Source organism: Affinirhizobium capsici, from assembly GCF_977018625.1.
The window spans coordinates 280164-305795 of the sequence record NZ_CDRNXD010000007.1 but is presented as its reverse complement, the minus strand read 5'-3'; the positions used below and the strand labels follow the sequence as shown (position 1 = coordinate 305795).

The 25632-nt window shown below is 57.6% G+C and carries 16 protein-coding genes; 9 read left to right on the top strand and 7 right to left on the bottom strand.

Going from position 1 to position 25632, the window contains the following annotated elements:
• Positions 1–51 precede the first annotated feature (51 nt).
• Positions 52–8535: a GH36-type glycosyl hydrolase domain-containing protein gene (locus AC0JZ1_RS19650; RefSeq protein ID WP_471884126.1), complete on the top strand. Its 8484-nt coding sequence runs from the start codon at positions 52–54 to the stop codon at positions 8533–8535.
• 98 nt (positions 8536–8633) lie between these two features.
• On the opposite strand, the gene AC0JZ1_RS19645 is transcribed toward AC0JZ1_RS19650, so the two are convergent.
• Both AC0JZ1_RS19645 and AC0JZ1_RS19640 read right to left on the bottom strand, forming a co-directional pair.
• Positions 8634–9155 (bottom strand): GNAT family N-acetyltransferase, encoded by a 522-nt coding sequence (locus AC0JZ1_RS19645; protein WP_471884125.1) that lies wholly within the window; start codon positions 9153–9155, stop codon positions 8634–8636.
• A gap of 91 nt (positions 9156–9246) precedes the next feature.
• Positions 9247–11016 (bottom strand): glucan ABC transporter ATP-binding protein/ permease, encoded by a 1770-nt coding sequence (locus tag AC0JZ1_RS19640; protein WP_471884124.1) that lies wholly within the window; start codon positions 11014–11016, stop codon positions 9247–9249.
• 247 nt (positions 11017–11263) lie between these two features.
• On the opposite strand from AC0JZ1_RS19640, the gene AC0JZ1_RS19635 reads away from it, so the two are divergent.
• Positions 11264–12004: a LuxR family transcriptional regulator gene (locus tag AC0JZ1_RS19635; protein ID WP_471884123.1), complete on the top strand. Its 741-nt coding sequence runs from the start codon at positions 11264–11266 to the stop codon at positions 12002–12004.
• Positions 12005–12173: 169 nt separating this feature from the next.
• Complete coding sequence (pyc, locus tag AC0JZ1_RS19630; RefSeq protein WP_471884122.1) at positions 12174–15632, top strand: pyruvate carboxylase; 3459 nt, start codon at positions 12174–12176, stop codon at positions 15630–15632.
• A 51-nt stretch (positions 15633–15683) separates the two neighbouring features.
• Here the strand turns inward: pyc and AC0JZ1_RS19625 are convergent, their stop codons facing one another.
• The 3 genes from AC0JZ1_RS19625 to AC0JZ1_RS19615 form a co-directional block, all read right to left on the bottom strand.
• Positions 15684–16445, bottom strand: coding sequence for an amino acid ABC transporter ATP-binding protein (locus AC0JZ1_RS19625; protein ID WP_471884121.1), 762 nt, complete (start codon positions 16443–16445; stop codon positions 15684–15686).
• Positions 16442–17122, bottom strand: coding sequence for an amino acid ABC transporter permease (locus tag AC0JZ1_RS19620; RefSeq protein ID WP_471884120.1), 681 nt, complete (start codon positions 17120–17122; stop codon positions 16442–16444). Before AC0JZ1_RS19620 ends, AC0JZ1_RS19625 begins: the two co-directional genes overlap by 4 nt.
• A gap of 94 nt (positions 17123–17216) precedes the next feature.
• Positions 17217–17990, bottom strand: a complete 774-nt coding sequence (locus AC0JZ1_RS19615) for an amino acid ABC transporter substrate-binding protein (RefSeq protein ID WP_471884119.1) — start codon at positions 17988–17990, stop codon at positions 17217–17219.
• A gap of 216 nt (positions 17991–18206) precedes the next feature.
• Here AC0JZ1_RS19615 and AC0JZ1_RS19610 point away from each other — a divergent pair, with 216 nt between their 5' ends.
• The 4 genes from AC0JZ1_RS19610 (at position 18207) to AC0JZ1_RS19595 (ending at position 22266) form a co-directional block, all read left to right on the top strand.
• Positions 18207–18980, top strand: coding sequence for a DeoR/GlpR family DNA-binding transcription regulator (locus tag AC0JZ1_RS19610; protein ID WP_471884118.1), 774 nt, complete (start codon positions 18207–18209; stop codon positions 18978–18980).
• Between the two features lie 11 nt (positions 18981–18991).
• A complete protein-coding gene (locus AC0JZ1_RS19605; RefSeq protein ID WP_471884117.1) occupies positions 18992–20188 on the top strand; it encodes an MFS transporter in 1197 nt (398 codons plus the stop codon).
• Positions 20189–20266: 78 nt separating this feature from the next.
• Positions 20267–21514, top strand: a complete 1248-nt coding sequence (gene ispG / locus AC0JZ1_RS19600) for a flavodoxin-dependent (E)-4-hydroxy-3-methylbut-2-enyl-diphosphate synthase (RefSeq protein ID WP_471884116.1) — start codon at positions 20267–20269, stop codon at positions 21512–21514.
• 86 nt (positions 21515–21600) lie between these two features.
• Positions 21601–22266, top strand: coding sequence for a YiaD family glycine zipper/OmpA-like lipoprotein (locus tag AC0JZ1_RS19595; protein WP_471884115.1), 666 nt, complete (start codon positions 21601–21603; stop codon positions 22264–22266).
• Positions 22267–22329: 63 nt separating this feature from the next.
• Here the strand turns inward: AC0JZ1_RS19595 and AC0JZ1_RS19590 are convergent, their stop codons facing one another.
• Complete coding sequence (locus tag AC0JZ1_RS19590; protein ID WP_471884114.1) at positions 22330–22971, bottom strand: LysE family translocator; 642 nt, start codon at positions 22969–22971, stop codon at positions 22330–22332.
• Positions 22972–23060: 89 nt separating this feature from the next.
• The gene (locus tag AC0JZ1_RS19585) at positions 23061–23978 is read right to left on the bottom strand and encodes a polyprenyl synthetase family protein (RefSeq protein ID WP_471884113.1); all 918 of its coding nucleotides are present in this window, start codon (positions 23976–23978) and stop codon (positions 23061–23063) included.
• A 138-nt stretch (positions 23979–24116) separates the two neighbouring features.
• On the opposite strand from AC0JZ1_RS19585, the gene mtgA reads away from it, so the two are divergent.
• Complete coding sequence (mtgA, locus tag AC0JZ1_RS19580) at positions 24117–24863, top strand: monofunctional biosynthetic peptidoglycan transglycosylase (protein ID WP_471884189.1); 747 nt, start codon at positions 24117–24119, stop codon at positions 24861–24863.
• A gap of 80 nt (positions 24864–24943) precedes the next feature.
• Positions 24944–25591: a glutathione S-transferase family protein gene (locus AC0JZ1_RS19575; protein WP_471884112.1), complete on the top strand. Its 648-nt coding sequence runs from the start codon at positions 24944–24946 to the stop codon at positions 25589–25591.
• Positions 25592–25632 lie beyond the last annotated feature (41 nt).

The window sequence follows — 25632 nt, the reverse complement described above, 5'->3', positions numbered from 1 at the left end:
CCACCTCTCGGACCTTCGTCGCCATTCCACTCATGATTAGAAGTCGACACAATGTCATTTCATAATACGCCAGCTTCCTCTCCGCGTGAAACTGAAGGCAAGCAGATCGATCATAACGAAGCGATCCGCGCCACCTACTTCAATGCCGAGGCCCTGCGCAGCTGCGGCGAAGCCCTTGCGCGCGATGGTGCGCAATCTCTTCCGGGCTTCATGAACTTCGAGTTTCGTGAGCGTCATAAGGAAAATGAGCGCGAAATCCTGCGCGTCTACCGTTCCACTGCGAAGGATGTCGAGGCGGGTGCGACCATCACGCCTGCTGCGGAATGGCTGCTCGACAACCACTACATCGTGGAAGAAGCTATCCAGGAAGTGCGGCGCGATTTTCCGCGCAAGTTCTATCGCCAGCTGCCAACCATGCGCGTTGGCTCGATGGAAATCCCGCGTGTTCTGGCGCTGGCCTGGCTTTATGTTGCTCACACGCACAGCACGGTCAATCGCGATAATCTGACGGCGATGACAGAAGGGTTCCAGCTTCACCAGTCTCTGGAAATCGGTGAGCTTTGGGCGCTACCCTCGTTCCTGCGTTTCGTTTTGATCGAAAACCTGCGACGCATCTCGATTCGGGTGGAAAAATCCCGGCGTATGCGCCAACAGGCGAATGAAGCCGCCGATGCCATCATCAAGCTGAACGACGAGGCAGCCAGCGCCGAGCTTCTGAAGAAGATCGAGCCGCTGACGGATGACAATACCTTCTCCACGCAGTTCCTCTACCGCCTGCGCAATGCCTCGCAGTCGCCGAGCTTTGCTATCCACTGGCTGGAAGCACGGTTGACGGCGGCTGGTACGGACACCGAAGAAGTGATGATGGCGGAGCAGAACCGTCTCTCTTCCGGCAACGTCACGATGGGCAATATCATCAAGAGCCTGCGTGAAATCGACGATACCGAATGGAGCGTCTGGTTCGAAGACGTCTGCTTGGTCGATAAGGTTCTGCGTGAGCAGAGCGATTACAACGATCTCGATTTTGGTTCACGCAATTCCTATCGAAACCGTATCGAAAAGCTTGCACGCCACTGCGAAAAGACCGAAATCGAAGTGGCCCATGCCGCTATCGCGCTTGCTCAGGAAGCAGCGAACGCGCCCAATCCTGATCCACACAAGGCCAATGTCGGTGCCTTCCTCAACGGCATGTATCGTGCCGAGCTGGAAAAGCGCGTCGGCTATACCCCGAATATTGCACAGAAGACGCTTCGCCTTGTGCAGAACATGAACTGGTTTGCCGTTGCGGCACCCGTTCTGTTCCTCACCTTCCTGGCCCTTGCCATTGTGGGTGGCTTCCTCGCCCATTCCGGCATGTCGTGGCCGGTCATCCTACTGTTCCTGCTGATGTTCTCGCTGCCGGCTTCGGAAGGCGCGACGGGCCTTTTCAACACGCTGGTCACCTATGTGGTGAAGCCGGCGCGGCTTGTGGGCTATGAGTTCAAGGAAGGTATTCCGGAGGAGGCGCGCACACTTGTCGTCGTGCCGTGCCTCATCACCAACCGCGACACGGTTGATGAGCTTATCCGCAATCTCGAAGTTCATTATCTCGCCAATCCGCACGGTGAGATCTATTTCGCGCTTCTCAGCGACTGGAAGGATAGCGCGGTCGAGCAGACCGATGCCGATCTGGAAGTGCTGGAATATGCGCGTCGAGAAGTGGCATCCCTCAGCAGTCGCTATGCCTTCGATGGCAAGCAGCGTTTTTATCTGCTGCATCGTCGCCGTCTGTTCAACCCGTCGGAAGGCGTGTGGATGGGTTGGGAGCGCAAGCGCGGCAAGCTGCATGAGCTGAACCTGCTGCTGCGTGGCGATAAAGACACGTCCTATCTTCAGGGCGCAAACACCGTTCCGGAAAACGTCCAGTACGTGATGACCCTTGACGCCGACACGCGCTTGATGCGCGATGCGGTGACCAAGCTCGTTGGCAAGCTGCATCACCCGATCAACCGTCCGGTTCACGATCCGAAGTCTGGCCGCGTGATCCATGGTTACGGACTGCTTCAGCCGCGTGTCACGCCATCGCTGACGACAGGCAAGGACGCTTCCGTCTTCCAGCGCGTCTATTCGATGAGCCGCGGTATCGATCCTTACGTGTTCACGGTATCGGACGTATACCAGGATTTGACCGGCGAAGGCAGCTTTACAGGGAAAGGCCTTTATCACGTTGATGCCTTTGAGACTGCCCTTCGTGGACGTATCGAAGAGAACGCGGTTCTCAGCCACGACCTTCTTGAAGGTTCTTTCTCCCGTTGCGCACTTGTGACGGATGTGGAACTGGTTGAAGACTTTCCGACCCGCTATGAGGTGGAAGTGTCGCGTCAGCATCGCTGGGCGCGTGGCGACTGGCAGCTTCTTCCCTACATCCTCGATCCGATGCGTGGCGTGACTGCTCTCGGTCGCTGGAAGATGGTCGATAACCTGCGCCGCTCGCTGACGCCGATTGCCTGGTTCTTTGCTTCCGTTCTCGGCTGGTATTTCATGACGCCATTTGGCGCCTTGATCTGGCAGATCCTGCTGATTTTCTCGCTGTTTGTCGCCCCGACACTCTCTCTCATTACCGGCATCGTGCCGCGTTCGACAGACATCGTGCCGCGCGCGCATTTCTATTCTGTCTGGTCGGATATCCGTTCAGCCAACGCCCAGGTCGCGCTGCGTATCGTCTTCATTGCCGATTCCGCCTTCATGATGATGGATGCGATCATTCGTTCGCTCTATCGCCTCTTCGTCAGCCGCAAGCTGATGCTGGAATGGAAGACGGCAGCCAGTGTCCAGTCATCTGCTCAGGGCAGTCCGCAGGCCTATTTCCGGTCCATGTGGCATGCGCCAGCAGCCGCCATTCTGGCGATCATGTTTGCAGCGCTTCCAGCGGATAATGCCTTCTTTGTCGGCATTCCCTTCGCACTTCTCTGGATTTTCTCGCCTGTCGTTGCTTGGTATGTTAGCCAATCAGCTGAAACGGAAGATCGTCTGTTCGTGCCGGAAGCCGTATCAGTCGAGCTTCGCAAGATTTCACGTCGCACATGGCGCTATTATGAGGCCTTCACGACGGAAGATCAAAACTACCTGCCGCCGGATAACTTCCAAGAAACTCCGGAGCCCATCGTTGCCAAGCGCACGTCTCCGACCAATATCGGCGTCTATCTTCTCTCGGTTGTCTCAGGCCGTCACTTCGGCTGGTTGAGCTTCCAGGAAACGCTGGAGCGAATCGAGCAGACGGTTGCGACCGTTGAGAAGATGGAGAAGTTCCGCGGCCATCTCTACAACTGGTATCATACAGATACGCTGGCGACGCTTGGCCCTCGCTACGTTTCGACTGTAGACAGCGGTAACCTCGCTGGTCACCTGATTGCCGTTTCTTCCGCCTGCCGTGAATGGGCGGAAGCGCCCTCCGCGCATCTTCAGGCCAATCTTGATGGTATCGGCGATGTGGCCGGTATTCTTGCCGAAGTGCTGAAGGAACTGCCGGATGATCGCAAAACGGTTCGCCCGCTGCGTCGACGTCTGGATGAACGCATCACAGGCTTTGCCAACGCTCTGGCGGCTGTGAAGCGCGAGCATGAATTTGCATCCATCCGCATCATCAATCTGGCCGTGCTGGCGCGCGACATTCAAAAGCTCGCTGCAAACCTCGATCATGAAGTCGGCTCCAGCCAGACAGCCGAGGTCACTCAATGGGCGGAATCGCTCGTGCAGGCCTGTGAAGCGCATATTACCGACAGCACCTTCGATATGACCAATATCGAGCCGCTGCGTCAGCGCCTCATCCAGCTGCGGGATCGCACCCGCCAGCTTGCTTTCGCGATGGACTTCACTTTCCTCTACCGCAAGGACCGTCGCCTCCTTTCCATTGGGTACCGCGTGGAAAGCAACGATCTCGACGAAGCTTGCTACGACCTTCTGGCGTCCGAGTGCCGGTTGACCAGCCTTTTTGCGATTGCCAAGGGCGATTTGCCGACCGAACACTGGTATCGTCTGGGCCGTCAGGTGGTGCCGATTGGTGCGCGTGGCGCACTGATCTCCTGGTCAGGCTCCATGTTCGAATATCTGATGCCGCCGCTCGTCATGCAGGAGCGTCAGGGTGGCATTCTGAACCAGACGAACAACCTGATCGTCGAAGAGCAGATGAACCATGGCCGCCGCCTGAACATCCCTTGGGGTATTTCCGAAGCCGCCTTCAATGCGCGTGACCATAACCTGAACTATCAGTACACCAACTTCGGCGTGCCAACGCTCGGGTTGAAGCGTGGTCTCGGCCAGAACGCGGTTATCGCGCCCTATGCGTCCATTCTTGCCAGCCAGTACAAGCCGCTGGAGGCGCTGGAAAACCTGCAAAAGCTGCGGGCGGTTGGGGCTCTTGGACGCTACGGCTTCCACGACGCGGTGGACTTCACCCCGACGCGCGTGCCGGAAGGCAAGCGTTGCGCGGTTGTTTACAACTACTATGCCCACCACCATGGCATGTCGATTGCGGCCATTGCCAACGTCGTCAACAACGGCAAGCTGCGCGAACTCTTCCATGCCGATCCGGTCGTGGAAGCGGCTGAACTGCTGTTGCAGGAAAAGGCACCACGCGAAGTGCCGGTGATGGGCTCCAAGTATGAGCCGGAAACACCTGGCAAGGGCCAAGCAGATCTGCTGCGTTCGGAAGTGCGCACGATTCAGGACCCAGCCGGTCGCGACCGCGAACTGGTTCTCCTGTCCAACGGTCACTACTCAACCATGCTCACAGCAACCGGAACCGGCTATTCCCGCTGGAATGGTCTTTCCGTCAACCGTTGGAAGGCTGATCCGGTTGAGGATCGCTGGGGCAACTTCCTCTTCCTGCGCGATACGGCAAGCGGCCAGTGGTGGTCCACCACGGCAGAACCGCGCCGTGCGGAGGGCGAGAAGGTCAAGACCGTGTTCGGCGATGAAAAGGCCGAATTCGTCAAGACCGTCGGCACCCTCACCAGCACGGTAGAAGTGATTGTCGCGACCGAGCACGATGCAGAAGGCCGCCGCCTGACGCTGCTCAACACAGGCACGGAAGATCGCTTCATCGAAGTGACCTCCTATCTGGAGCCTGTGCTTTCGCATGAGGACGATGACAACGCGCATCCTGTCTTCTCGCGCATGTTTATTCGCACGGAAATCGGTCGTCGTGGCGATGTGATCCGCGCATGGCGCAATCGCCGCAACCCAAATGAGCCGTCGATGCAGCTTGCGCATCTGGCTGCCGATAATGCCGGTTCCTCGCGTCCGACAGAATTCGAGACCGATCGTCGCCGCTTCATCGGTCGTGGCCGCACGCTTGCCGAAGCCGCCGCCTTCGATGCGGATGCGACATTCTCCGGCACGGATGGCTTTACGCTCGATCCAATCCTGTCGCTTCGTCGCGTCGTGCGCGTTCCGGCCGGCAAGAAGGTAAGTGTGATCTTCTGGACGATTGCCGCACCGAGCCGTGAAGAACTGGATATCGCCGTCGAGCGCTACCGTCACCCGGATGCATTTGGCTCGGAACTCACCCAGTCCTGGACCCGCGTTCAGGTTCAAATGCGCCATATCGGCATCAGCTCACAACAGGCCGCCGCCTTCCAGCATCTCGGTCGCTATCTGGTCTATCCGGATATGCACCTGCGTGCAGATGCGGCGACGGTCGAATCCGGTCTCGCGTCCCAGCGTCAGCTCTGGGGTCTCTCCATCTCCGGCGACCTGCCCATCTTCACGCTGCGCGTGAACGATGAGATGGACATGGAAGTCGTCAAGGAAGCGCTTTCTGCGCAGGAATATCTGCGTTCGCGTGGCGTCATGGCCGATCTGGTCATCGTCAACGAGAAGGCGTCTTCTTACGCCCAGGATATGCAGCACGCGATTGACTATGTCAGCGAAAGCATTCGCCGCTCCGGGCAGTCGGAAGGGCGCCAGCAGGTCTTTGCGCTTCGTCGTGATCTGATGGATGAGGCGACATGGGCGGCGCTCATTGCGGCATCGCGTGTCGTGCTCCATGCCCGCAATGGCAAGATCGAGGACCAGGTCAACCGTGCCGTTTCGCTCTTCTCTGCGCCCCGTGGTGTGGATGTGGAAACGGACCGTCGTGTTCTGTTGTCCTCCGCTGATTTCGGCACCGTTGCCAATGAAAGCGGCGCATCCGATCTCGATTTCTGGAACGGTTACGGCGGCTTCTCAGCCAGCGGGGATGAATATGTCGTGCGCTTGCAGGGTGGTGCTGCCACTCCGCATCCGTGGATCAACGTCATCTCCAACGAGAAGTTCGGTTTCCACGTTTCGGCAGAAGGTGCCGCCTTCACCTGGAGTCAGAACTCGCGCGACTATCAGCTGACACCATGGTCCAACGATCCGGTTTCCAACCGTCCGGGAGAGGCGATCTACGTTGCTGACCTGGAGAGCGGTGTTATTTCAACGCCGTATGCCGCACTGTCGCGCCGTCCCTCGGTGAGTTTCGAAGCCCGCCATGGCCTCGGCTATTCGATCTTCCGTTCGCAAGACGAAGGCATCGACATGAGGGTTACGCAGACAGTGGATCGCAACCGTCCGGTCAAGCTGTCCAAGCTGGTGCTGAAGAATACCGGCGGTCAGGCCCGTCGCTTGCGAGTCTATGGCTATGCGGAATGGATTTTGGGCAATAATCCGCAGCGCACTCAATCCTTCATCCTGTCTTCGCGGGATGAAGCAAGTGGTGCATTGTTGGCCACGAACCCGTTCAGCATCGATTACCACCGCACGGCCTTCTTTGGTTCAGATGTTGCAGCATCGGGCTTCACGACGAGCCGTCGTGAATTCCTCGGTCGCTTCGGCACCATGGCCTCTCCAGTGGCTGTGACGGCACAATCCGCGCTCTCCGGTTCGCTGGAGCCGGATGGTGCACCTTGTGCCGCACTTGCCTGCGATATCGAGCTTGCGCCGGGCGAGGAAAAGGCCATCACCTTCTTCATGGGTGATTGCGCGTCGCGTGATGAAGCCTCCGCATTGGTGAGCGAAGTTCGCACGCTCCGCACAGAGGAGGTGGTCGAAGCTGGCCGTGACTTCTGGAAGGGCTTTACCGGCCGACTGCAAATCTCGACGCCGGATAAGGCGCTCGACAACATGATCAATCACTGGCTGCCTTACCAGGCGCTTAGCTGCCGCATCATGTCGCGCACGGCCTTCTACCAGTCTTCGGGTGCCTACGGCTTCCGTGACCAGTTGCAGGATACGCTGGCTTTCATGCTGCATGAGCCGGACCTTGCACGCCGCCAGATCGTCACCGCTGCGGGACGCCAGTTCCCAGAGGGCGATGTTCAACACTGGTGGCTGCCGGTGACAGGCGCTGGCGTTCGCACCACCATTTCTGACGATGTGGTGTGGCTGGCCTATGCTGCCGATCAGTACATAAAGACGACCGGCGACATGTCGGTGCTGGATGAACAGATCCCGTTCCTGACCGGCCCTGCCTTGGCCGTGAACCAGCACGACGCCTTCTACAAGCCGGAGCAGACAGAAGAGACGGCAAGTGTTTACGAACATGCCGCTCTCGCGCTCGATCTTGCGATCAAGCGCACTGGCTCCAACGGCCTCCCGCTGATCCTCGGCGGTGACTGGAACGATGGCATGAACCGCGTTGGTGTTGGCGGCAAGGGTACCAGCGTGTGGCTTGGCTGGTTCCTGGCGGCGGCACTGCGGCGCTTCCTGCCGCATGCTGAGGCACGCAATGATCAGGCGCGCATCGATCGCTGGGCCCAGCATTTGGAAGCGCTCAAGACTGCGCTGGAAACCGCCGGTTGGGATGGCCACTATTATCGCCGTGGCTATTTCGACGATGGAAGCCCACTCGGTGCAGAAGGCAATCTGGAATGCGCCATCGATTCTCTGGGTCAGTCCTGGAGTGTTCTGTCCGGCGAAGGTGATCCTGAGCGGCAGCGTCAGGCCATGGATGCGGTTGTGGAAAAGCTGGTGGATGAGAAGGATGGTGTTATCCGCCTCTTCACACCTGCTCTTGCGGCAACACCAAAGGACCCCGGCTATATCAAAGCCTATCCACCTGGCGTTCGTGAAAACGGCGGTCAGTACACCCATGCAGCAACCTGGGTCGTTCTGGCACTGGCTGAACTGAAGCGCGGAGACGATGCCTGGAAAGCCTTCCAGATCCTCAACCCCGTCAATCATGCACAAACCCAGGATGAGGCGGAGCGTTACCGCGTCGAACCTTACGTGGTTGCTGCCGATGTGTATGGCGTTGGCGATCTGACAGGTCGTGGTGGCTGGACCTGGTACACAGGTTCTGCCGGATGGCTCTATCGCGCTGCGGTCGAGGGCATTCTTGGCATTCGCCGCGAAGGAGACCGTGTCTTCGTTCGTCCGGCACTGCCAAGCGAATGGACTGGCTTTGAAGCCACGCTGAACCTGAATGGCAAGAGCTTCGCCATCAAGGTCAACAAGGCTGCCGGTTCAAGCGAGGTATCAGTCACGATCAATGGTGCCGCTGTTGCCGAAAACGAGGGCTTTGCAATCGCCTGATTGCAAAGCATATCAAGGGTGAAGTTGCGCCCGGCTTGCGGATCGCAGGCCGGGCTTTTCAATGACCGTCAGCGCAATGGTGCATGTGCTGAGTTAACTCAAAGCGGTGTAGCCATTGCCACGCGTCTCTCTGGATCGAGACCTTTTGCTGCCTCCTCAGCCAGGATGCGCGTCAGGAAATCCGGCAGCTCGTCGTCCCTCACGATCTGGAAGCCCAATCGTGCATAAAATGGTGCATTGAAGGGGGCATAGCGATCCGTGGTCAGCGTCGCTTGCTTCAATCCCAAACCTCGCCGCTCCTGCAGGAGCCTCTGGATCAGCGCCCGCCCGATGCCCCTTCGCTGCCAGGCCGGATGCACATCCATTTCGCAGATATGCAGCGTGTCAGACATTACTAGGGCGGCACCGAAGCCAATGGGCTGCGCATGGACATCGATGGCGGATAGCAGCAAGCCTTGCTGAAGGTAGTTGGCAAACTCCTCCGTTCCGGTTGCTTCCGGCAATCCGGTCACGGCGCCCGCGTTTGAAAGTGTCCGGAAGGCCGCCAGTTCGATTTGGCGCAACGCTTCAAACTCTTCGTCTTTTGCCCGCCCTATCGTCCAGACAGCATTGTCGTTCATTAAGTCCTCTGAATGCCCCGGAAGGTTTCGCCCAAAAAGAAAGGCCTGCGCGATGGCAGGCCTTTGCAAGCAAATCATGAAGAAGGCCTTATCAAGCCTTCTGGAGCAGTCTCTGTTCCAGAGCGGGCTTATGCTCCTCCGCCAAAATGCCGCTGGTCTTGAGCAGCGAGGCGAACCGGCCACCCATGGCGCTCAGTTCGTCGAAGGTGCCTTTTTCGATGATGCGGCCGTGATCGAGGAACAGCACCATGTCGGCATCGCGGATGGTTGACAGACGGTGCGCGATGATGAAGGTGGTGCGGTTCTGGCGCAGCCGGTCGATGGCTTCCTTCACGCGCTGCTCGGTTTCCACGTCAAGCGCCGAGGTCGCTTCGTCCAGCACAAGGATTGGTGCGTTCTTGAGGATGGCGCGGGCAATTGCGATTCGTTGACGCTCGCCACCTGAAAGGCGGTTGCCGCGTTCGCCCACTTCCGTCTCGTAGCCGGCAAGACGGCTCTCGATGAAGTCCGTGGCTGCTGCTGCTTCCGCCGCGGCGATCACATCTTCGTCAGTGGCCCCATCGCGACCAAGGCGAATGTTGTCGCTGATTGAGCGGTTCAGCAGACCTGCATCCTGGAAAACAGTGGCAATGGAGTGGCGCAGCGAACGGCGCGTTACTGTTGCAATATCGGTCCCATCGATCAGGATCGCGCCCTGCTGCGGATCGTAGACGCGCTGCAACAGGTTGATGAGCGTGGTCTTGCCTGCGCCCGTCGGGCCAACAATGGCAATGGTCTGTCCAGCCTTGGCAGTGAAGGAAACCTCGCGCACGCCCTGCGTCGTATTGGCAAAGTCGAAGGAGACGTTGCGGAATTCCACTTCGCCGCGCACGGCACCCAGCTCGCCAGCATTGGCAGGCTCTTCGCGTTCCTTTACGGAATCTTCCAGACGGAAGAAGTCTTCCAGCTTGGAGCGTGCTTCGAAAATCTGCGTTGCAAACTGGCGCAGCAGGTCAAGGCGGCCAATCAGGAGGTTGGCAAAACCGATAAAGGCGATGATATCCCCGACCTTTATCTCGCCATCGCGGACCAGAACAATGCCGATGATCAGAATAATCAGCATTGAAACAGTCGAAGCCGTGCGGTTCAAGGCGCTAGCCAAAGCCCACCAGTCAAGAACCGGATATTGGGCGGAGATCAGGCGTTCAGTATAGCTCTTGAGCGCCTTCGTTTCGGCCTCGATGCGGTTATAGCTATGCAGCACGGTGACGTTGCTGATGGAATCGCTCACATGCGAGAAAACCGTGTGATAATGCCCCTCGACGGAGGCTTGGCCTTCCTTGGTGCGGTTCATCACCACGCGACCGATAATCCAGTAGAAGATACTGAGCACGACCAGGACGGAGCTGAGACGCCAATCCATGGAGAAGGCTGTCGGGATAAGCAGCGTTAGCGCAACGATGGTTGCCAGATGCGTTCGCATGAATTCCAGCCAGAGGCCGAACAGGGTCTCACTCGCACGCAGAAGGGTGTGCAGAGCATTTGATGTGCCACGCTGATGGTGCCAGGAAAGCGGCATGGAAATGATGCGGCCAAACGCTTCGGTCAATAGAGATGCGCGGCGGCCATGGGCCAGCCTGTCTGCCTCTCTCGCCACCAGAACATAGGCAATCGTATTGAAGATGCCGAAACCAACCCACATCAGCAGAATCGGTGTTACATCTCCTTTTCCGGAAATGGCATCGATGATGCGACCAAACAGAATGGGTTCCGCAATCGTGATCACGGCGAGAACGATGTTGGCAATCACCACCATCGATACTCGAATGCGGTGTGCGCCGAGATATTTCAGAGCGCGCGCATAGACTTGTATTAGGCTCACGACCTTACCTCATGCTGATCTTTTCATTGATGCATAGCAGATGCGACCTGTATGCAGTGTGAACGCGCGTTTGCCATGGTATTGAGGGCATGAACTGACTGAGCGTGGCCAAGCTCTTTGCTCCGCCCTAAAATCAGGCAGTGATTTTGAAACCTTACGTAAACTAAGTTCAGGCAATCGGCCTGAATGTGTATAACACGTTCGACTTGCTGCATTTGGAGCCGGTTTTTCCCGGCGGGGGGCATGGGTGAATATTCACTCCATAATACAGTTTCTGGCGCTGGCGCACGAGGCAGATTCCGAAGCAGAGCTGGTCGGCGAGTTGGAGTCGCTTCTGGCTCGATATGGTTTTCATTATTACGGAATTTGGTTTCATCACAAAGTTTTTGCCGATTGGAGCGATACGATGCTCATCGGGCAGTGGCCGAATGGATGGCGTCGCCACTATGCGGAGAAAAAATATGCCACAATCGATCCCCTGCGGCGGATGCTGGCGGTTACGCAGCGGCCTTTCCGCTGGCGCGATGCAATAGCCGCCTATCACGATGATCCTTATCGCAAGAGAGCTCTTCGTCTCCTGAGAGACGCGGCCCGCAACGGTTTGCATGATGGCTATGTATTCCCAATCTATGGGCGCACTGGCTTGCTCGGAAATATGAGCTTCTCGGGGGAGGCGATCGATTTAACACCTGCGGAAATCTGCCTGTTCGATGCGGTGGCCCGTAAAATGCTCTGGCGATTGCTGGAGCTGCGTGGGACGGCCACCGATCTGGAAAAGACGGTGGCGGTCGATGCGGAACTTACGCAGCGCCAGATGGAGGTTCTGCGGTTGCTGTCGGATGGATTAACGTCCAATGAAATCGCCAAGGCGCTGCAAATTTCCAATCACACAGTGGATTGGTACATCAACGTGATCCAGGAGAAATTTAACGCCAGAAACCGGCAGCACGTTATTGCGCTGGCCTTCCGTTCAGGTCTCGTTACCTGACATCTGGCTGACATATTTTATCCCATGCCGCTTTTGGGAAATTGCCATTCCTAAAAATGGCGCTAATGTTCTTCGCGGGTGCAGCATTTGCTGCGCACAGTTGGAGCCGCCTATTGCTGTGTCAAATCAGCAAGGCTTCAAAGAGTGATAGCGCTGAGGGGGATAGCTTTTGCAAATCAGGAAGATTCTTGTCGCCAACCGTTCCGAAATTGCCATTCGCGTTTTTCGCGCGGCCAATGAACTGGGCATAAAAACGGTCGCCATCTGGGCTGAGGAAGACAAACTTTCCCTGCATCGCTTCAAGGCGGATGAGAGCTATCAGGTCGGTCGTGGGCCACATCTGAAGCGCGATCTCGGACCTATCGAAAGCTATCTTTCCATTCCCGAAGTCATTCGTGTGGCCAAGCTTTCCGGTGCTGATGCCATCCACCCCGGCTACGGTCTTCTGTCCGAAAGTCCAGAATTTGTCGACGCTTGTCGTGAAGCCGGCATCATCTTCATCGGCCCGACGGGCGATACCATGCGCCAGTTGGGAAACAAGGTTGCAGCGCGCAATCTGGCAATTTCCGTTGGCGTTCCTGTTGTGCCAGCAACGGAGCCGCTGCCGGACGATATGGAAACCGTGAAAGCAATGGCGGCGGAGATCGGTTATCCGGTCATGCTGAAAGCTTCCTGGGGCGGTGGTGGTCGCGGAATGCGCGTCATCCGATCCGAGGCGGATCTGGCCAAGGAAGTAACCGAAGCCAAGCGTGAGGCCATGGCCGCCTTCGGCAAGGATGAAGTCTATCTTGAAAAGCTTGTCGAGCGTGCGCGCCACGTGGAAAGCCAGATTCTTGGCGATACCCATGGGAATGTGGTCCATCTGTTTGAGCGTGATTGCTCCATCCAGCGCCGCAACCAGAAGGTCGTGGAACGCGCACCGGCTCCTTACCTTTCAGAAGCACAGCGCCAGGAACTGGCTGGCTATTCGCTCAAGATTGCGCAAGCCACGAATTACATTGGGGCGGGTACCGTTGAGTATTTGATGGATGCCGATACGGGTAAATTCTACTTCATCGAAGTGAACCCGCGCATTCAGGTTGAGCATACGGTAACTGAAGTCGTCACCGGCATCGATATCGTGAAAGCGCAGATCCACATTCTGGAAGGCGCGGCCATCGGCACACCAGAATCCGGTGTTCCCGCACAGGAGAATATTCGCCTCAACGGTCATGCGCTTCAGTGCCGTATCACCACGGAAGACCCGGAACAGAACTTCATCCCGGATTATGGCCGCATCACTGCCTATCGTTCTGCGGCTGGCTTCGGCATTCGTCTGGATGGCGGGACTGCTTACACTGGCGCTATCATTACCCGCTATTACGATCCGCTATTGGTGAAAGTCACGGCATCGGGCGGCAGTCCCCAGGAAGCGATCAGCCGCATGGACCGCGCCTTGCGTGAATTCCGTATACGCGGCGTCGCGACAAATCTTACCTTCCTGGAAGCCATTATAGGCCATCCAAGTTTCCGGGATAATTCCTATACCACCCGCTTTATTGATACGACGCCGGAGCTTTTCCAGCAGGTGAAGCGTCAGGACCGCGCCACCAAGCTTCTCACCTATCTGGCGGATGTGACCGTTAATGGCCATCCGGAAACCAAGGGCCGTCCCAAGCCGTCCGACAAGGCTCCAAAGCCTGTTGTGCCGTATATCGAAGGCGAAGTGCAGTCCGGCACCAAGCAGAAGCTGGATGAACTGGGTCCGAAGGGCTTTGCGGAATGGATGCGCAACGAAAAGCGCGTGCTCTTTACCGACACGACCATGCGCGATGGTCACCAGTCGCTGCTGGCAACGCGCATGCGCACCTTCGATATTGCCCGCATCGCACCTGTTTATGCCCGCGCATTGCCCAACCTCTTCTCGCTGGAATGCTGGGGTGGTGCGACCTTTGACGTGTCCATGCGCTTCCTGACCGAAGACCCGTGGGAGCGGTTGGCGTTGATCCGGGAGGGTGCGCCGAACTTCTTGCTTCAAATGCTGCTGCGCGGCGCGAACGGCGTTGGCTACACCAATTATCCTGATAACGTGGTGAAGTACTTCGTGCGCCAGGCCGCCAAGGGCGGCATCGATCTCTTCCGCGTGTTCGATTGCCTGAACTGGGTCGAGAACATGCGTGTCTCCATGGATGCCATTCAGGAAGAGAACAAGTTATGCGAGGCAACGATCTGCTACACCGGCGATCTTCTGAATAGCGCCCGCCCGAAGTATGATTTGAAATATTATGTCTCGCTGGCGGAAGAGCTGGAAAAGGCTGGCGCGCATATCATCGCGCTGAAGGATATGGCAGGCCTGTTAAAGCCTGCCGCCGCCCGTGTGCTGTTCAAGGCGCTGCGCGAAGCGACCAGCCTGCCGATCCACTTCCACACGCATGATACGTCCGGCATTGCAGCGGCCACCGTTTTGGCAGCCATTGATTCCGGTGTGGATGCCGTGGATGCGGCGATGGATGCTTTCTCTGGCAACACATCGCAGCCTTGCCTTGGCTCCATCGTTGAGGCCTTGTCTGGCACAGAGCGGGATTCGGGCCTCGACCCCGAATGGATTCGGCGTATTTCGTTCTACTGGGAGGCCGTTCGCCACCAGTATGCGGCGTTCGAAAGCGATCTAAAGGGCCCGGCTTCGGAAGTTTACCTGCATGAAATGCCGGGCGGACAGTTCACCAACCTGAAAGAACAGGCTCGCTCTCTTGGTCTGGAGACCCGTTGGCATGAGGTGGCCCAGACCTATGCCGATGTGAACCAGATGTTCGGAGACATCGTGAAGGTCACTCCATCCTCCAAGGTTGTCGGCGATATGGCGCTGATGATGGTGAGTCAGGACCTGACGGTTGAGGATGTTGAAAATCCGGGCCGCGACATTGCCTTCCCGGATTCGGTTGTCTCCATGCTGCGCGGCGATCTCGGTCAGCCTCCGGGCGGATGGCCGGAAGCTTTGCAGAAGAAGGCTTTAAAGGGTGACAAGCCCTATACGGTGCGCCCGGGCTCGTTGCTGAAGGAAGCGGATCTCGATGCCGAGCGCAAGGTGATCGAGGAGAAGCTTGGCCGCTCTGTCGATGACTTCGAATTCGCCTCCTACCTTATGTATCCAAAGGTCTTCACGGACTTCGCGCTGGCGTGCGATACCTATGGTCCGGTTTCGGTGCTTCCGACTCCTGCCTACTTCTACGGCATGGCCGATGGCGAGGAGTTGTTTGCCGATATCGAACGCGGCAAGACGCTGGTTGTCGTCAATCAGGCAGCCAGTGCGCCGGATGCGCAAGGTCTGGTCACGGTATTTTTCGAGTTGAACGGCCAGCCGCGTCGTATCAAGGTGCCGGATCGCAGCCGAGCCGCAACCTCTGTGGCACGCCGTAAAGCGGAAGCAGGCAATGCCGCCCAACTTGGCGCACCTATGCCCGGTGTCATCTCCCGTGTATTCGTTTCTGCCGGTCAGAAGGTAAAGGCGGGCGATGTGCTGCTTTCCATCGAAGCCATGAAGATGGAAACGGCGCTGCATGCCGAAAAGGATGGCGAAATCACCGAAGTGGCCGTCAAGGCTGGCGACCAGATCGACGCCAAGGATTTGTTGGTCGTTTACGCGGGTTGAGTATTGCTGACATGCAGGAGGCGCCGCGGTTTATCGCGGCGCTTTTGCGTTTCAGGCGCCGGTTGTCTGCGCTGCCGTAACGCTCGCCACAAAACGGCGTGTGCGCTCTTCGCGCGGTTGCTGGAAGATATCGGAAGCGGTTCCGCTTTCCACCACGCGGCCAGCTTCCAGGAAAACAACACGATTGGCGATGCTGGAGGCCAGCCGCAAATCGTGCGTTGCCATCACCATGGTTGTGCCTTCGCTGGCAAGCTTTGCCAGAACATCCACCACCTCTGCAGCCAGTTCCGGATCAAGCGCTGAGGTGGGCTCATCGCAGAGAAGAACACGAGGCGAGGGCGCAAGGGCGCGGGCTATGGCCACACGCTGCTGCTGTCCCCCGGAGAGCGTGGCAGGCCAGGCATCGGCCTTGTGCGCCATGCCCACTTTGGTCAGAAGCTCCATGGCGTGGGCTTTGGCTTTGTCTTTACGCCAACCCAGCACCGTCACTAAACTTTCCATCACATTTTGCAGCGCCGTCTGGTGCGGGAAAAGCTGGAAGTTCTGGAACACCATGCCGGTCTGACGACGAATGCGCTGGATCGATTGCCATGGTGTCTTCTGGTCGGGTGTGAAGCTCAGCGTCTCAGGTCCAAGTGTCAGGCTCCCGGATGTCGGGATTTCCAGCAGGTTGATGCAGCGTAGAAGCGTGCTTTTGCCGCCGCCGGATGGGCCGACGAGCGCCGTTACGCTGCCTTCTTCCATGGAGAGGGAAATATCCTTCAGGATCACGGCGTCGCCGAAACGCTTTTCGATCTGTGAAAGCTTGATCATGAATTGGCCTCCATCATGCCGCCATAGCGGGCGAAGCGCTTTTCCAGCCGAGCCTGCAACTGCGACAGAACCGTGCTGAGAGCGAGATAGATCAAGGCTGCTTCGATATAGAGAATGAGCGGTTCGTAGGTGGTGGCAACAATGCGTTGGGCAGCCTGGAACAGTTCCGGCACTGTGATGGCAGCAGCAAGCGATGTGTCCTTCACCAGCGAGATGAAAGTATTGGAGAGTGGCGGTACTGCCACCCGCGTTGCCTGCGGCAGGATGGTGCGGATCATCGCTTGGCGCCAAGACATGCCGATGGAATAGGCGGCTTCCCACTGACCCTTTGGCACGGAGGAAATCACAGCACGGATGATTTCGGAACTATAGGCTCCGATATTGAGCGTGAAGCCGATCAGCGCTGCCGGGAATGCATCGAGAAGAACGCCGATGCTTGGCAGGCCATAGAAGATCACGAACAACTGCACCAGCAATGGTGTGCCTCTGATCACCCAGACATAAAAGCGGGCGATCATAGACACTGGTTTTGGCGCAAAGAGACGCGCAAGCGCGGTCAAAAGACCCAGCGCGAGGCCAAAGGTGAAGGAAAGAAGGGTGAGAGGGATCGTGAACCTGACGCCTGCCCATAACAGGGAGGGCAGGGAATCCGTCATCAATTGCAGCCAGTGCGGCACTTTTGGTCTCCTTGCGAAAAGGCGGATGCCGTTTCCGGCCCCGCCTCATCGCTGAATATGATGCCTATTTCAGAAAGAAAACAGCTATGTGGAATTACTTCGAAACATCCTGGCCGAAGTATTTGTCGGAAATCTTCTTGTAGGTGCCGTCCGCCTTGATATCGGTCAGCGCCTTGTTGATCGCTTCCAGCAGTTCCGGCTCACCCTTGCGGATAATGATGCCGGAATAATCGGCATTGGCTTGTTCAGCCACGATCTTCACCGGAGCGTTTGGCTTCTGCTTCTTGAAGTCGAGGAAGGAGAGGCTGTCATTGACGGTTGCATCCGCCCGGCGCGTCAGAACGAGCTGGATCGACTGGTCGAAGCCATCGGTGCCCACGAGTTCGGCGCCTGCTTCCTGTGCCAGCTTGCCGAAGTTACTCGTAAGCGACTGAGCGGATTTCTTGCCCTTCAGATCTGCGAAGGACTTGATGGAATCATCGCCTTCCCGAACGATCAGAACGGCCTTGGAAGCGATGTAGGGCTCGGAGAAATCATACTTCTGCTTGCGCGCTTCGGTGATGCCAACCTGGTTGATGACCGTGTCATAGCGCTTGGCATCGAGACCGGCGATCAAACCATCCCATTTGCCTTCAATGAATTCGGCCTTCACGCCAATCTTCTGCGCAACGGCTTCGCCGATTTCCACGTCGAAGCCGACAAGCTTTCCGGAGGCATCATGGAAAGTGAACGGTGCATAGGTGCCCTCGGTACCGATCTTCAGCACGCCAGCCTTCTTGACGGCATCGAGGTTTTCGCCCGCAAGAGCCGGGCCGAAGGTGGCTGCCTGAAGCGCGATTACGGCAGCAAGAGCTTTAAGAAGCTTCATTTTTATCTCCTTGGGAATGAAGTGGCGCATCTTTCCCATAAAGACAGGGCGATTGCTGCATCCAAAACTGCTTCTAGACATAGGCAAACGCAAATATTTTTCCATGCGTTTCGCATTTATGAGATTCAGGCGAAAAACGCGCATCTCTTCCTCTTGCCTTGACGTGTGATCGCGTTTACGCCTGTTCATGCATGATCGTGCACGTTTGGAGGCGTGGTGTCGGAACTGATGTTGATGGAGCGGCAGAAACGTATCCGCGAGCGCTTAGCGCGTGAGGGACGTGTCGTGGCCGCAACGCTTGCGGAAGAGTTTGGTGTGTCTGAAGACACGATCCGCCGGGATTTGCGTGAGATGGCCTCCGCCGGTCTGTGCGAGCGGGTTTATGGTGGAGCACTTCCGATCGGCAAAGGGCGTGCGAGCCTCTCTCAACGCGCAACGGTGGGCAAAGATGTTAAACTTGCTCTCGCACGCGAACTGGCGCGCATGATCGAGCCGCGTGCCACCGTCTTCTTCGATGCGGGAAGCACGAACCTCTTAGCGGCTGAAAGCCTTCCCGACGACCTGATTTTCACCGCCATCACCAATGCTCCGGCTATCGCTGTTTGTCTTGCCGACAAGCCGTCCGTCGATACGATTCTCATCGGGGGAAGTCTGGATCGCATCGTTGGCGGTGCCTTGGGCGCGCAGGCTGTGGCAGAGATCAATCAACTGACGATTGACCTCTGCATCATCGGAACATGTGGTTATGACGAAGACGGCAGGCTTTCTGCCCATAATCATGAAGATGCCTTGTTCAAGCGTGCGGTGGTTCGGCGCAGCAAGCAGGTTGTTACTGCCGTCTCCAGGGAAAAATTTGCCACACCTGCCCCCTTCACCATCGCAGTTGCAGGGCAATATCAGCGTTTGGTTGTGGAAGAGGGGTCAGATGCTGTCCAGCTCGAACCTGCCCGACAGGCTGGTTGCCACATCGTTGTTGCCCGAAGCTCATAAGAAAGTCAGACATGAACGACCTATCCGCTTCTACCATGGGCGCTGGCCGTGCTCCCATTATCACCCGCGAGCGTGCAGCCGTAGCGCTGATGTTCCTCATGAATGGCTTTCTGGTGGGTGCATGGGCGCCGAAAATTCCGGAATTCGCCAGCCGCCTTTCGCTGAGTGAAAGCGCCTTGGGCCTGATGATTCTGACCTTTGGCCTTGGGTCGATCACACTGATGCCCGTTGCAGGCATGCAGATTGCCCGTTTCGGCTCAACCTGGGTCACACGGGTGGCGGCAGTCATGGCGCTTCCCACATTGTTATTGCTGTCCCTCGTCAACTCTGTCTGGACCGCTGCCATCGCCATCTTTCTGTTCGGCGGGCTGATTGGAGCCATGGATGTGGCGATGAATGCCAATGCGGTGGCGACGGAAAAGCATATGCGCCGCTCCATCATGTCGTCCTGCCATGCCTTCTGGAGCCTTGGCGGCCTGATTGGTGCGGCAACCGGTGGCCTCTTGATTGCCTGGGTAGGCGTTCTCGGGCACGCCGCCTTTGCAACCATTTTTGCGGCGGCAGCCGTTGCCATTGGCTGGCCGATGCTGTTGACGGATAAGCCACACCCGGAGGAGGCCAAGCAGAAGGTACGTCTGCCTATGACGCCGCTTCCCTGGTTGCTTGGCATGATGGCGCTGTTTTCCATGGTACCGGAAGGCGCGGTTCTGGATTGGGGCGCTCTTTATCTTCGCAACGAACTGGGTGCTTCAGTTCAGCTTTCCGGCTTTGCCTATGCGGCCTTCTCTCTCACCATGGCGGTCATGCGCTTTGCCGGAGATATCGTGCGGGATCGTCTGGGTGCTGTGCGGACGCTGCGCATCTGCACGGTTATGGCCATTGTCGGCCTGCTGATTGCAGGCTTTGCGCCGAACGCGACCGTCGTCATCTTCGGCTTTGCAATTGCCGGGATTGGAATTTCCAACATGGTGCCGATCGCCTTCTCCGCTGCGGGTAACCTGCCGGGCATGGCGCAGGGCATCGGTCTTTCTGTTGTCACAACCATGGGCTATTCCGGCATTCTGGTTGCGCCTTCGCTTATCGGCTTTATTGCAGAGCATGTGGGTCTGGCCGTTGTGTTCACTTCTCTGCCGCTTCTGTTGATCGTGGTGCTTTTCCTGTCCGGCTTGGCACGTCATGCGGATGGAAGTGCAGGGGGCGGGCATTGAATGTGATTGGCGACGGGTGTTGACAAGCACCCGTGCTTGATCCACCTGAAAGGCACTTTTTATTGCAAAGGTGATCCCATGTCTTCCGCTTATGATCCGAAGCCTCGCCGTGCCTCCGTTGCCGTCGATGTGGGAGGCGTCATCGTCGGTGGTGGCGCGCCTGTTGTGGTTCAATCCATGACGAATACGGATACCGCCGATATTGACGCGACTGTTGCCCAGGTTGCCGCTCTTCACCGGGCGGGTTCGGAAATCGTGCGCATTACAGTAGATCGGGATGAAAGTGCTGCTGCAGTGCCGAAGATCCGCGATCGCCTGCTTCGTCTCGGTATGGATGTGCCGCTGGTGGGGGATTTCCACTATATTGGCCACAAGCTTTTGTCCGACCATCCAGATTGTGCCGAAGCATTGGCGAAATATCGCATCAATCCGGGCAATGTCGGCTTCAAGGACAAGAAGGACAAGCAGTTCGCCGATATCATTGAAATGGCGATCCGCTATGACAAGCCCGTTCGCATCGGCGTAAACTGGGGTTCTTTGGATCAGGATTTGCTCACCCGCCTGATGGACGAGAACCAGGCCAATGGTTCGCCACTTTCGGCGCGTGAAGTCATGCACGAAGCCATCTGCCAGTCAGCGCTGCTGTCGGCGCAATTGGCGGAAGAGATTGGCCTGCCACGCAATCGCATCATCCTCTCGGCCAAGGTCAGTCAGGTTCAGGATCTGATTGCTGTCTACGGGATGCTGGCTGAACGTTCAGATCACGCGCTGCATTTGGGCCTCACCGAAGCTGGTATGGGCACCAAGGGCATCGTCGCCTCGTCTGCTGCCATGGGTTATGTGCTGCAACACGGCATTGGCGATACCATCCGCGTCTCACTGACGCCGGAGCCGAACGGCGATCGCACCCGCGAAGTGCAGGTGGCACAGGAGCTGCTGCAGGTCATGGGTTTCCGTCAGTTCGTGCCCGTTGTTGCCGCCTGTCCCGGCTGTGGTCGCACCACCTCCACCGTGTTCCAGGAACTTGCCCAGCGCATTCAGGACGATCTCCGCAAGAACATGCCGGTCTGGCGCGAGAAGTATCCAGGCGTCGAGGCACTTAATGTTGCCGTTATGGGCTGCATCGTCAATGGTCCGGGTGAAAGCAAGCATGCCGATATCGGAATCTCGCTTCCTGGGACCGGCGAGACACCGGCTGCTCCGGTCTTCATCGATGGCCAGAAGGCTCTGACGCTGAGGGGGCCGAATATCGCTTCGGAATTCGAGACCTTGGTTGCTGAGTATATCGAGAAGCGTTTCGGCCAGAAGACAGCAGCAGCGGAATGATTTTTATGTGAGCCGGGAAGCTCCTCGCTCTTGCCGCAATTCATGGTAAAGGAATCGCCTCCAAGACGACGGGGACGGACGATTCGATGCTGAAGAAAATCATTATTGTCGCGACATGCGCGACCTATCTCTCTGCCTGCACCACCACCGACCCCTATACGGGTCAGCAGAAGGTGTCCAACACCACGGGCGGTGCCGCAATCGGTGCTGGTCTCGGTGCCTTGGCAGGCCTTGCCGTAGGCGGTTCGCCGGTTGGACGCCGTAATGCAGCCCTTATCGGTGCCGGTCTCGGCGCTCTGGCCGGTGGTGCTGTTGGCAACTATATGGACCAGCAGGAAAGCGAACTGCGCGCCCAGCTTCAGGGCACCGGAATTTCGGTCACCCGCGTTGGCGACCGTATCATCCTGAACATGCCATCCAACATCACTTTCCCGACGGATCAGGATCAGGTGTTGCCGGGCTTCTATCCGACGCTGGACTCCGTCGCGCTTGTCCTGAACAAGTTCAACCGCACGCTGATCGACGTGAATGGCCATACGGATTCGACCGGAAGTGCTGCGCATAACCAGGAGCTATCCGAGCGCCGCGCAGCTTCCGTTGCCAACTACCTCGGTGGTCGCGGTGTGGATCAGCGCCGCATGTCAACGCTTGGCTTTGGCCCATCCCAGCCTGTTGCCTCGAATGCGACACCAGCTGGACGTGCGCAGAACCGCCGTGTCGAAATCCAGATCGCACCGATCATTCAAGGCTGATTTGCTGGGCTTACGTGAATTTAAAAGGCGTCGGGAAACCGGCGCCTTTTTTGGTTCAAGCCTTCAAAGCGCGCTGGAGAGCATTTTAACCCCGGCTGCTCCGAAGAAAAGTGCCATCAGCGCATCCAGCGGCTTGCGGGCGCTGCGATAGATCTGCACCGCACGCGAGGTGGAGAATAGCAGGGCATAGGTCAGGAACACGGTGATGCCGGTCAGTAGGCACCCTCCGACGATCAACACGACTGAGCTGGTGGATGCGCCCGGCGGCAGCCCGAGTGAAATTGTGGCAAGCCAGCCGAAGATCGCCTTGGGGTTGGTCAAGTGTATGCCGTAACCTGACAGATAGATTTGCCACGCCTTCTTCCGCTGAATCGCCGTTTCCAGTGCAGGATTAGCCGTTGATTTGCGCAGGCTCCTGGCCGCCTTGAAGGCGAGGTAAAGCATATAAAGCCCGCCGACGATTTTCAGGATTTCCAGAACCTGCCCATAACGGGTGAGCAACGCTGCCAAACCCAGCGCTGCCGCCGTGGCCCATGTGAATGAGCCCGTAAAAATGCCAAGCGCCATGATGATGGCGCGCTGGCGACCTTCATTCATGGCCGTTCCCATAATGGCAAGATTGGCCGGGCCGGGCGTAATGACTGCGACGAAATAAACCGTATAGGCCGCCACCAGTTGCGGCCAATGCTGCATCAATTCTGACATGGGAATCCTCCAGATATCTAGCCTTATCGCGAGAGACCTGCCAGAACACGCGACTTTATCTGATGGGATTGCTCACCGGAATCGATAGGTCAGTTCTTGCGGTTTGCCACGAAGCGAGCCGTGGCAATCAGCATTTCCGCCTTTTCGCCATAGGGCTTGAGCACCGCAATGGCCTCCTGAACGAGGTGATCCAGCTTCTGCTCTGCCCAGGACAGGCCGTGGCGGGCAACCAGCGTTGCCTTTCCGCGCCCCGCATCCTTGCCGGTCGCCTTGCCCATGGTCTCGGCATCCGAAGTCACGTCCAGCACATCGTCGGCGATCTGGAAGGCGCTGCCGATTATCTCGCCGAAGCGGCGAAGGCGTTGGCGATCTTCGGCGGGTGCTTCGCTCATGATTGGCCCTGATTCACAGGCAAACCGCAACAGTGCGCCGGTTTTCATCGACTGTAGCAGGACAACTCCATCTTCATCCGGCGCGTTCGTTTCCGCGGCCAGATCGAGCGCCTGCCCGCCCGCCATACCGCCAATACCGGCTGCCCGCGAGAGCGCCAGCACAAGCTGGACTTTGGCTGCGTCTTCAACTCTCGTCTCCGGTGCGGCAATGATATCGAAGGCAAAGGTCAGTAGACTATCGCCCGCAAGTATGGCGGTTGCCTCATCAAAAGCCTTGTGCACGGTCGGCAGTCCCCGCCGCAAATCGTCGTCGTCCATGGCGGGAAGATCGTCGTGCACCAGCGAATAGCTGTGAAGACATTCCAGGGCTGCACCCACACGCGCCGCCGCTTGCGCATTGGCGCCGAAGAGCTTTGCGCTTTCCTGCACCAGAAATGGCCTCAGGCGCTTGCCTCCATTCAATGTTCCGTGACGCATGGCCGCCAATAAATGTTGCGGGCGGGCAATCTCATCGGGTTGTGTGGCGTGGTCGAGAAGCTGCGCAATCAGCGCCTCCATCTCGGCCGCAGATTGGCGCAAGTGCTTGTCAAATTCGGCGTTATCAACAGTGCTCATGCCGGTTCATTTGCATGAGAGGGCGGCAGAGGCAACGGAGATTTGCGAAAAAGCACCTGTGAAAGCAAGTCTTGCGAGTAGCTTTCGGCCCATGCACTGGTTATGAACAATCAAGACAGCCTTAAACGAGTATGAATGTTGGACATCACACCTGACCAGCAGTCCGAGGACGAAGAGCAGCCCGCAGCGCAGGATAGGCGCGGTTTTCTGCATGGTCCGTGGCCCCGGCGCGTGCTGAAAGCCCTGGTGGTGCTCCTCGTTCTACCTTATGTGCTCGTTCTGCTTTATGCTCTGCCGTTTATTCGCCCCGTTTCCACTTTGATGTTCGCCGATCTTGCGCTGCTTCGCGGCTATGACAGGCAGTGGGTGGCTTTCGATGATATCGCACCTGCTTTGGTGCAGTCAGTGATGATGTCGGAGGACGGCCAATTCTGCTCTCATGGCGGGGTGGATTGGGTGCAGATGCGTGGTGTTGTTCAGGATGCTCTGGATGGCGAGTCCACGCGCGGGGCCAGCACCATTCCCATGCAAACGGCCAAAAACCTGTTTTTGTGGAACGGCCGGTCGTTCGTTCGCAAGGGCCTGGAATTGCCTCTCGCGCTCTGGGCCGATCTTGTCTGGTCCAAGCGCCGAATGATGGAGATCTATCTCAACATCGCCGAGTGGGGACCTGGCATCTATGGTGTCGATGCGGCAGCACGACATTACTATAAGGTTCCGGCGAGCAAGCTGAGCCGCAGGCAGGCAGCACTTCTGGCTGTTGCTTTGCCCAACCCTTTCACACGCGTGGCAAGTCGCCCGGGCCGAGGCATGCAGCGTCTTGCAGGCATTGTGGAACGTCGAGTTCGTGGTGCGGGCGGATATATTTCCTGCCTTTATGGCTGACCTCACAAATTGCAATTGGATGAGCCGGAAAGATTGCTCTAACCTGACACAAAGCCTTTGGGATGCATGGGGAGTGGGCCATGGACGGATTGAAGCTTTACATCGGCAATAAGAACTATTCCTCATGGTCCTTCCGGTCATGGATTGCGATGACGGCAGCAGGCATCGCATTTGAGGAAGTGCTCATCCCTTTTGACGATGCTGGCGGAAATCCGAAGTTCAAGGAGTTCTCTCCCACTGGAAGAGTGCCGGTTCTCCAGCATGGGGCTCTGCATGTGTGGGAATCGCTTGCCATTATCGAATATGTGGCCGAGCTTTTTCCGGATGCAGGTTTATGGCCTTACGACCCGGCAGATCGTGCCATGGCACGCTCGATTTCCATGGAAATGCTTTCCGGCTTCCGCGCGCTTCGTGGCGCCTGCCCGATGAACATTCGCCGCGAGAAACGCGCTATCGAACTGCCGGAAGGTGTGATGCAGGATGTTGGCCGGATCACCGAGATCTGGAAGACGATGCGTCAGCGCTCACGAGGGCCGTTCCTGTTCGGAGCCTTCAGCGGTGCAGACGCCATGTTCGCGCCCGTCGTCAATCGGCTTGACGTCTATGACATTCCAGTGGATGACAACGCCAAGGCTTACATGGAAGCCATGCAGGCGCATCCCGCTTGGATAGCCTGGCGTGACGCTGCCTTGGCGGAAACCTGGGTGGTGCCCGCCGATGAGGCGTGAATCAGCGAGCGGATGCGAAAAAATACCTGTGGGGACTGTTC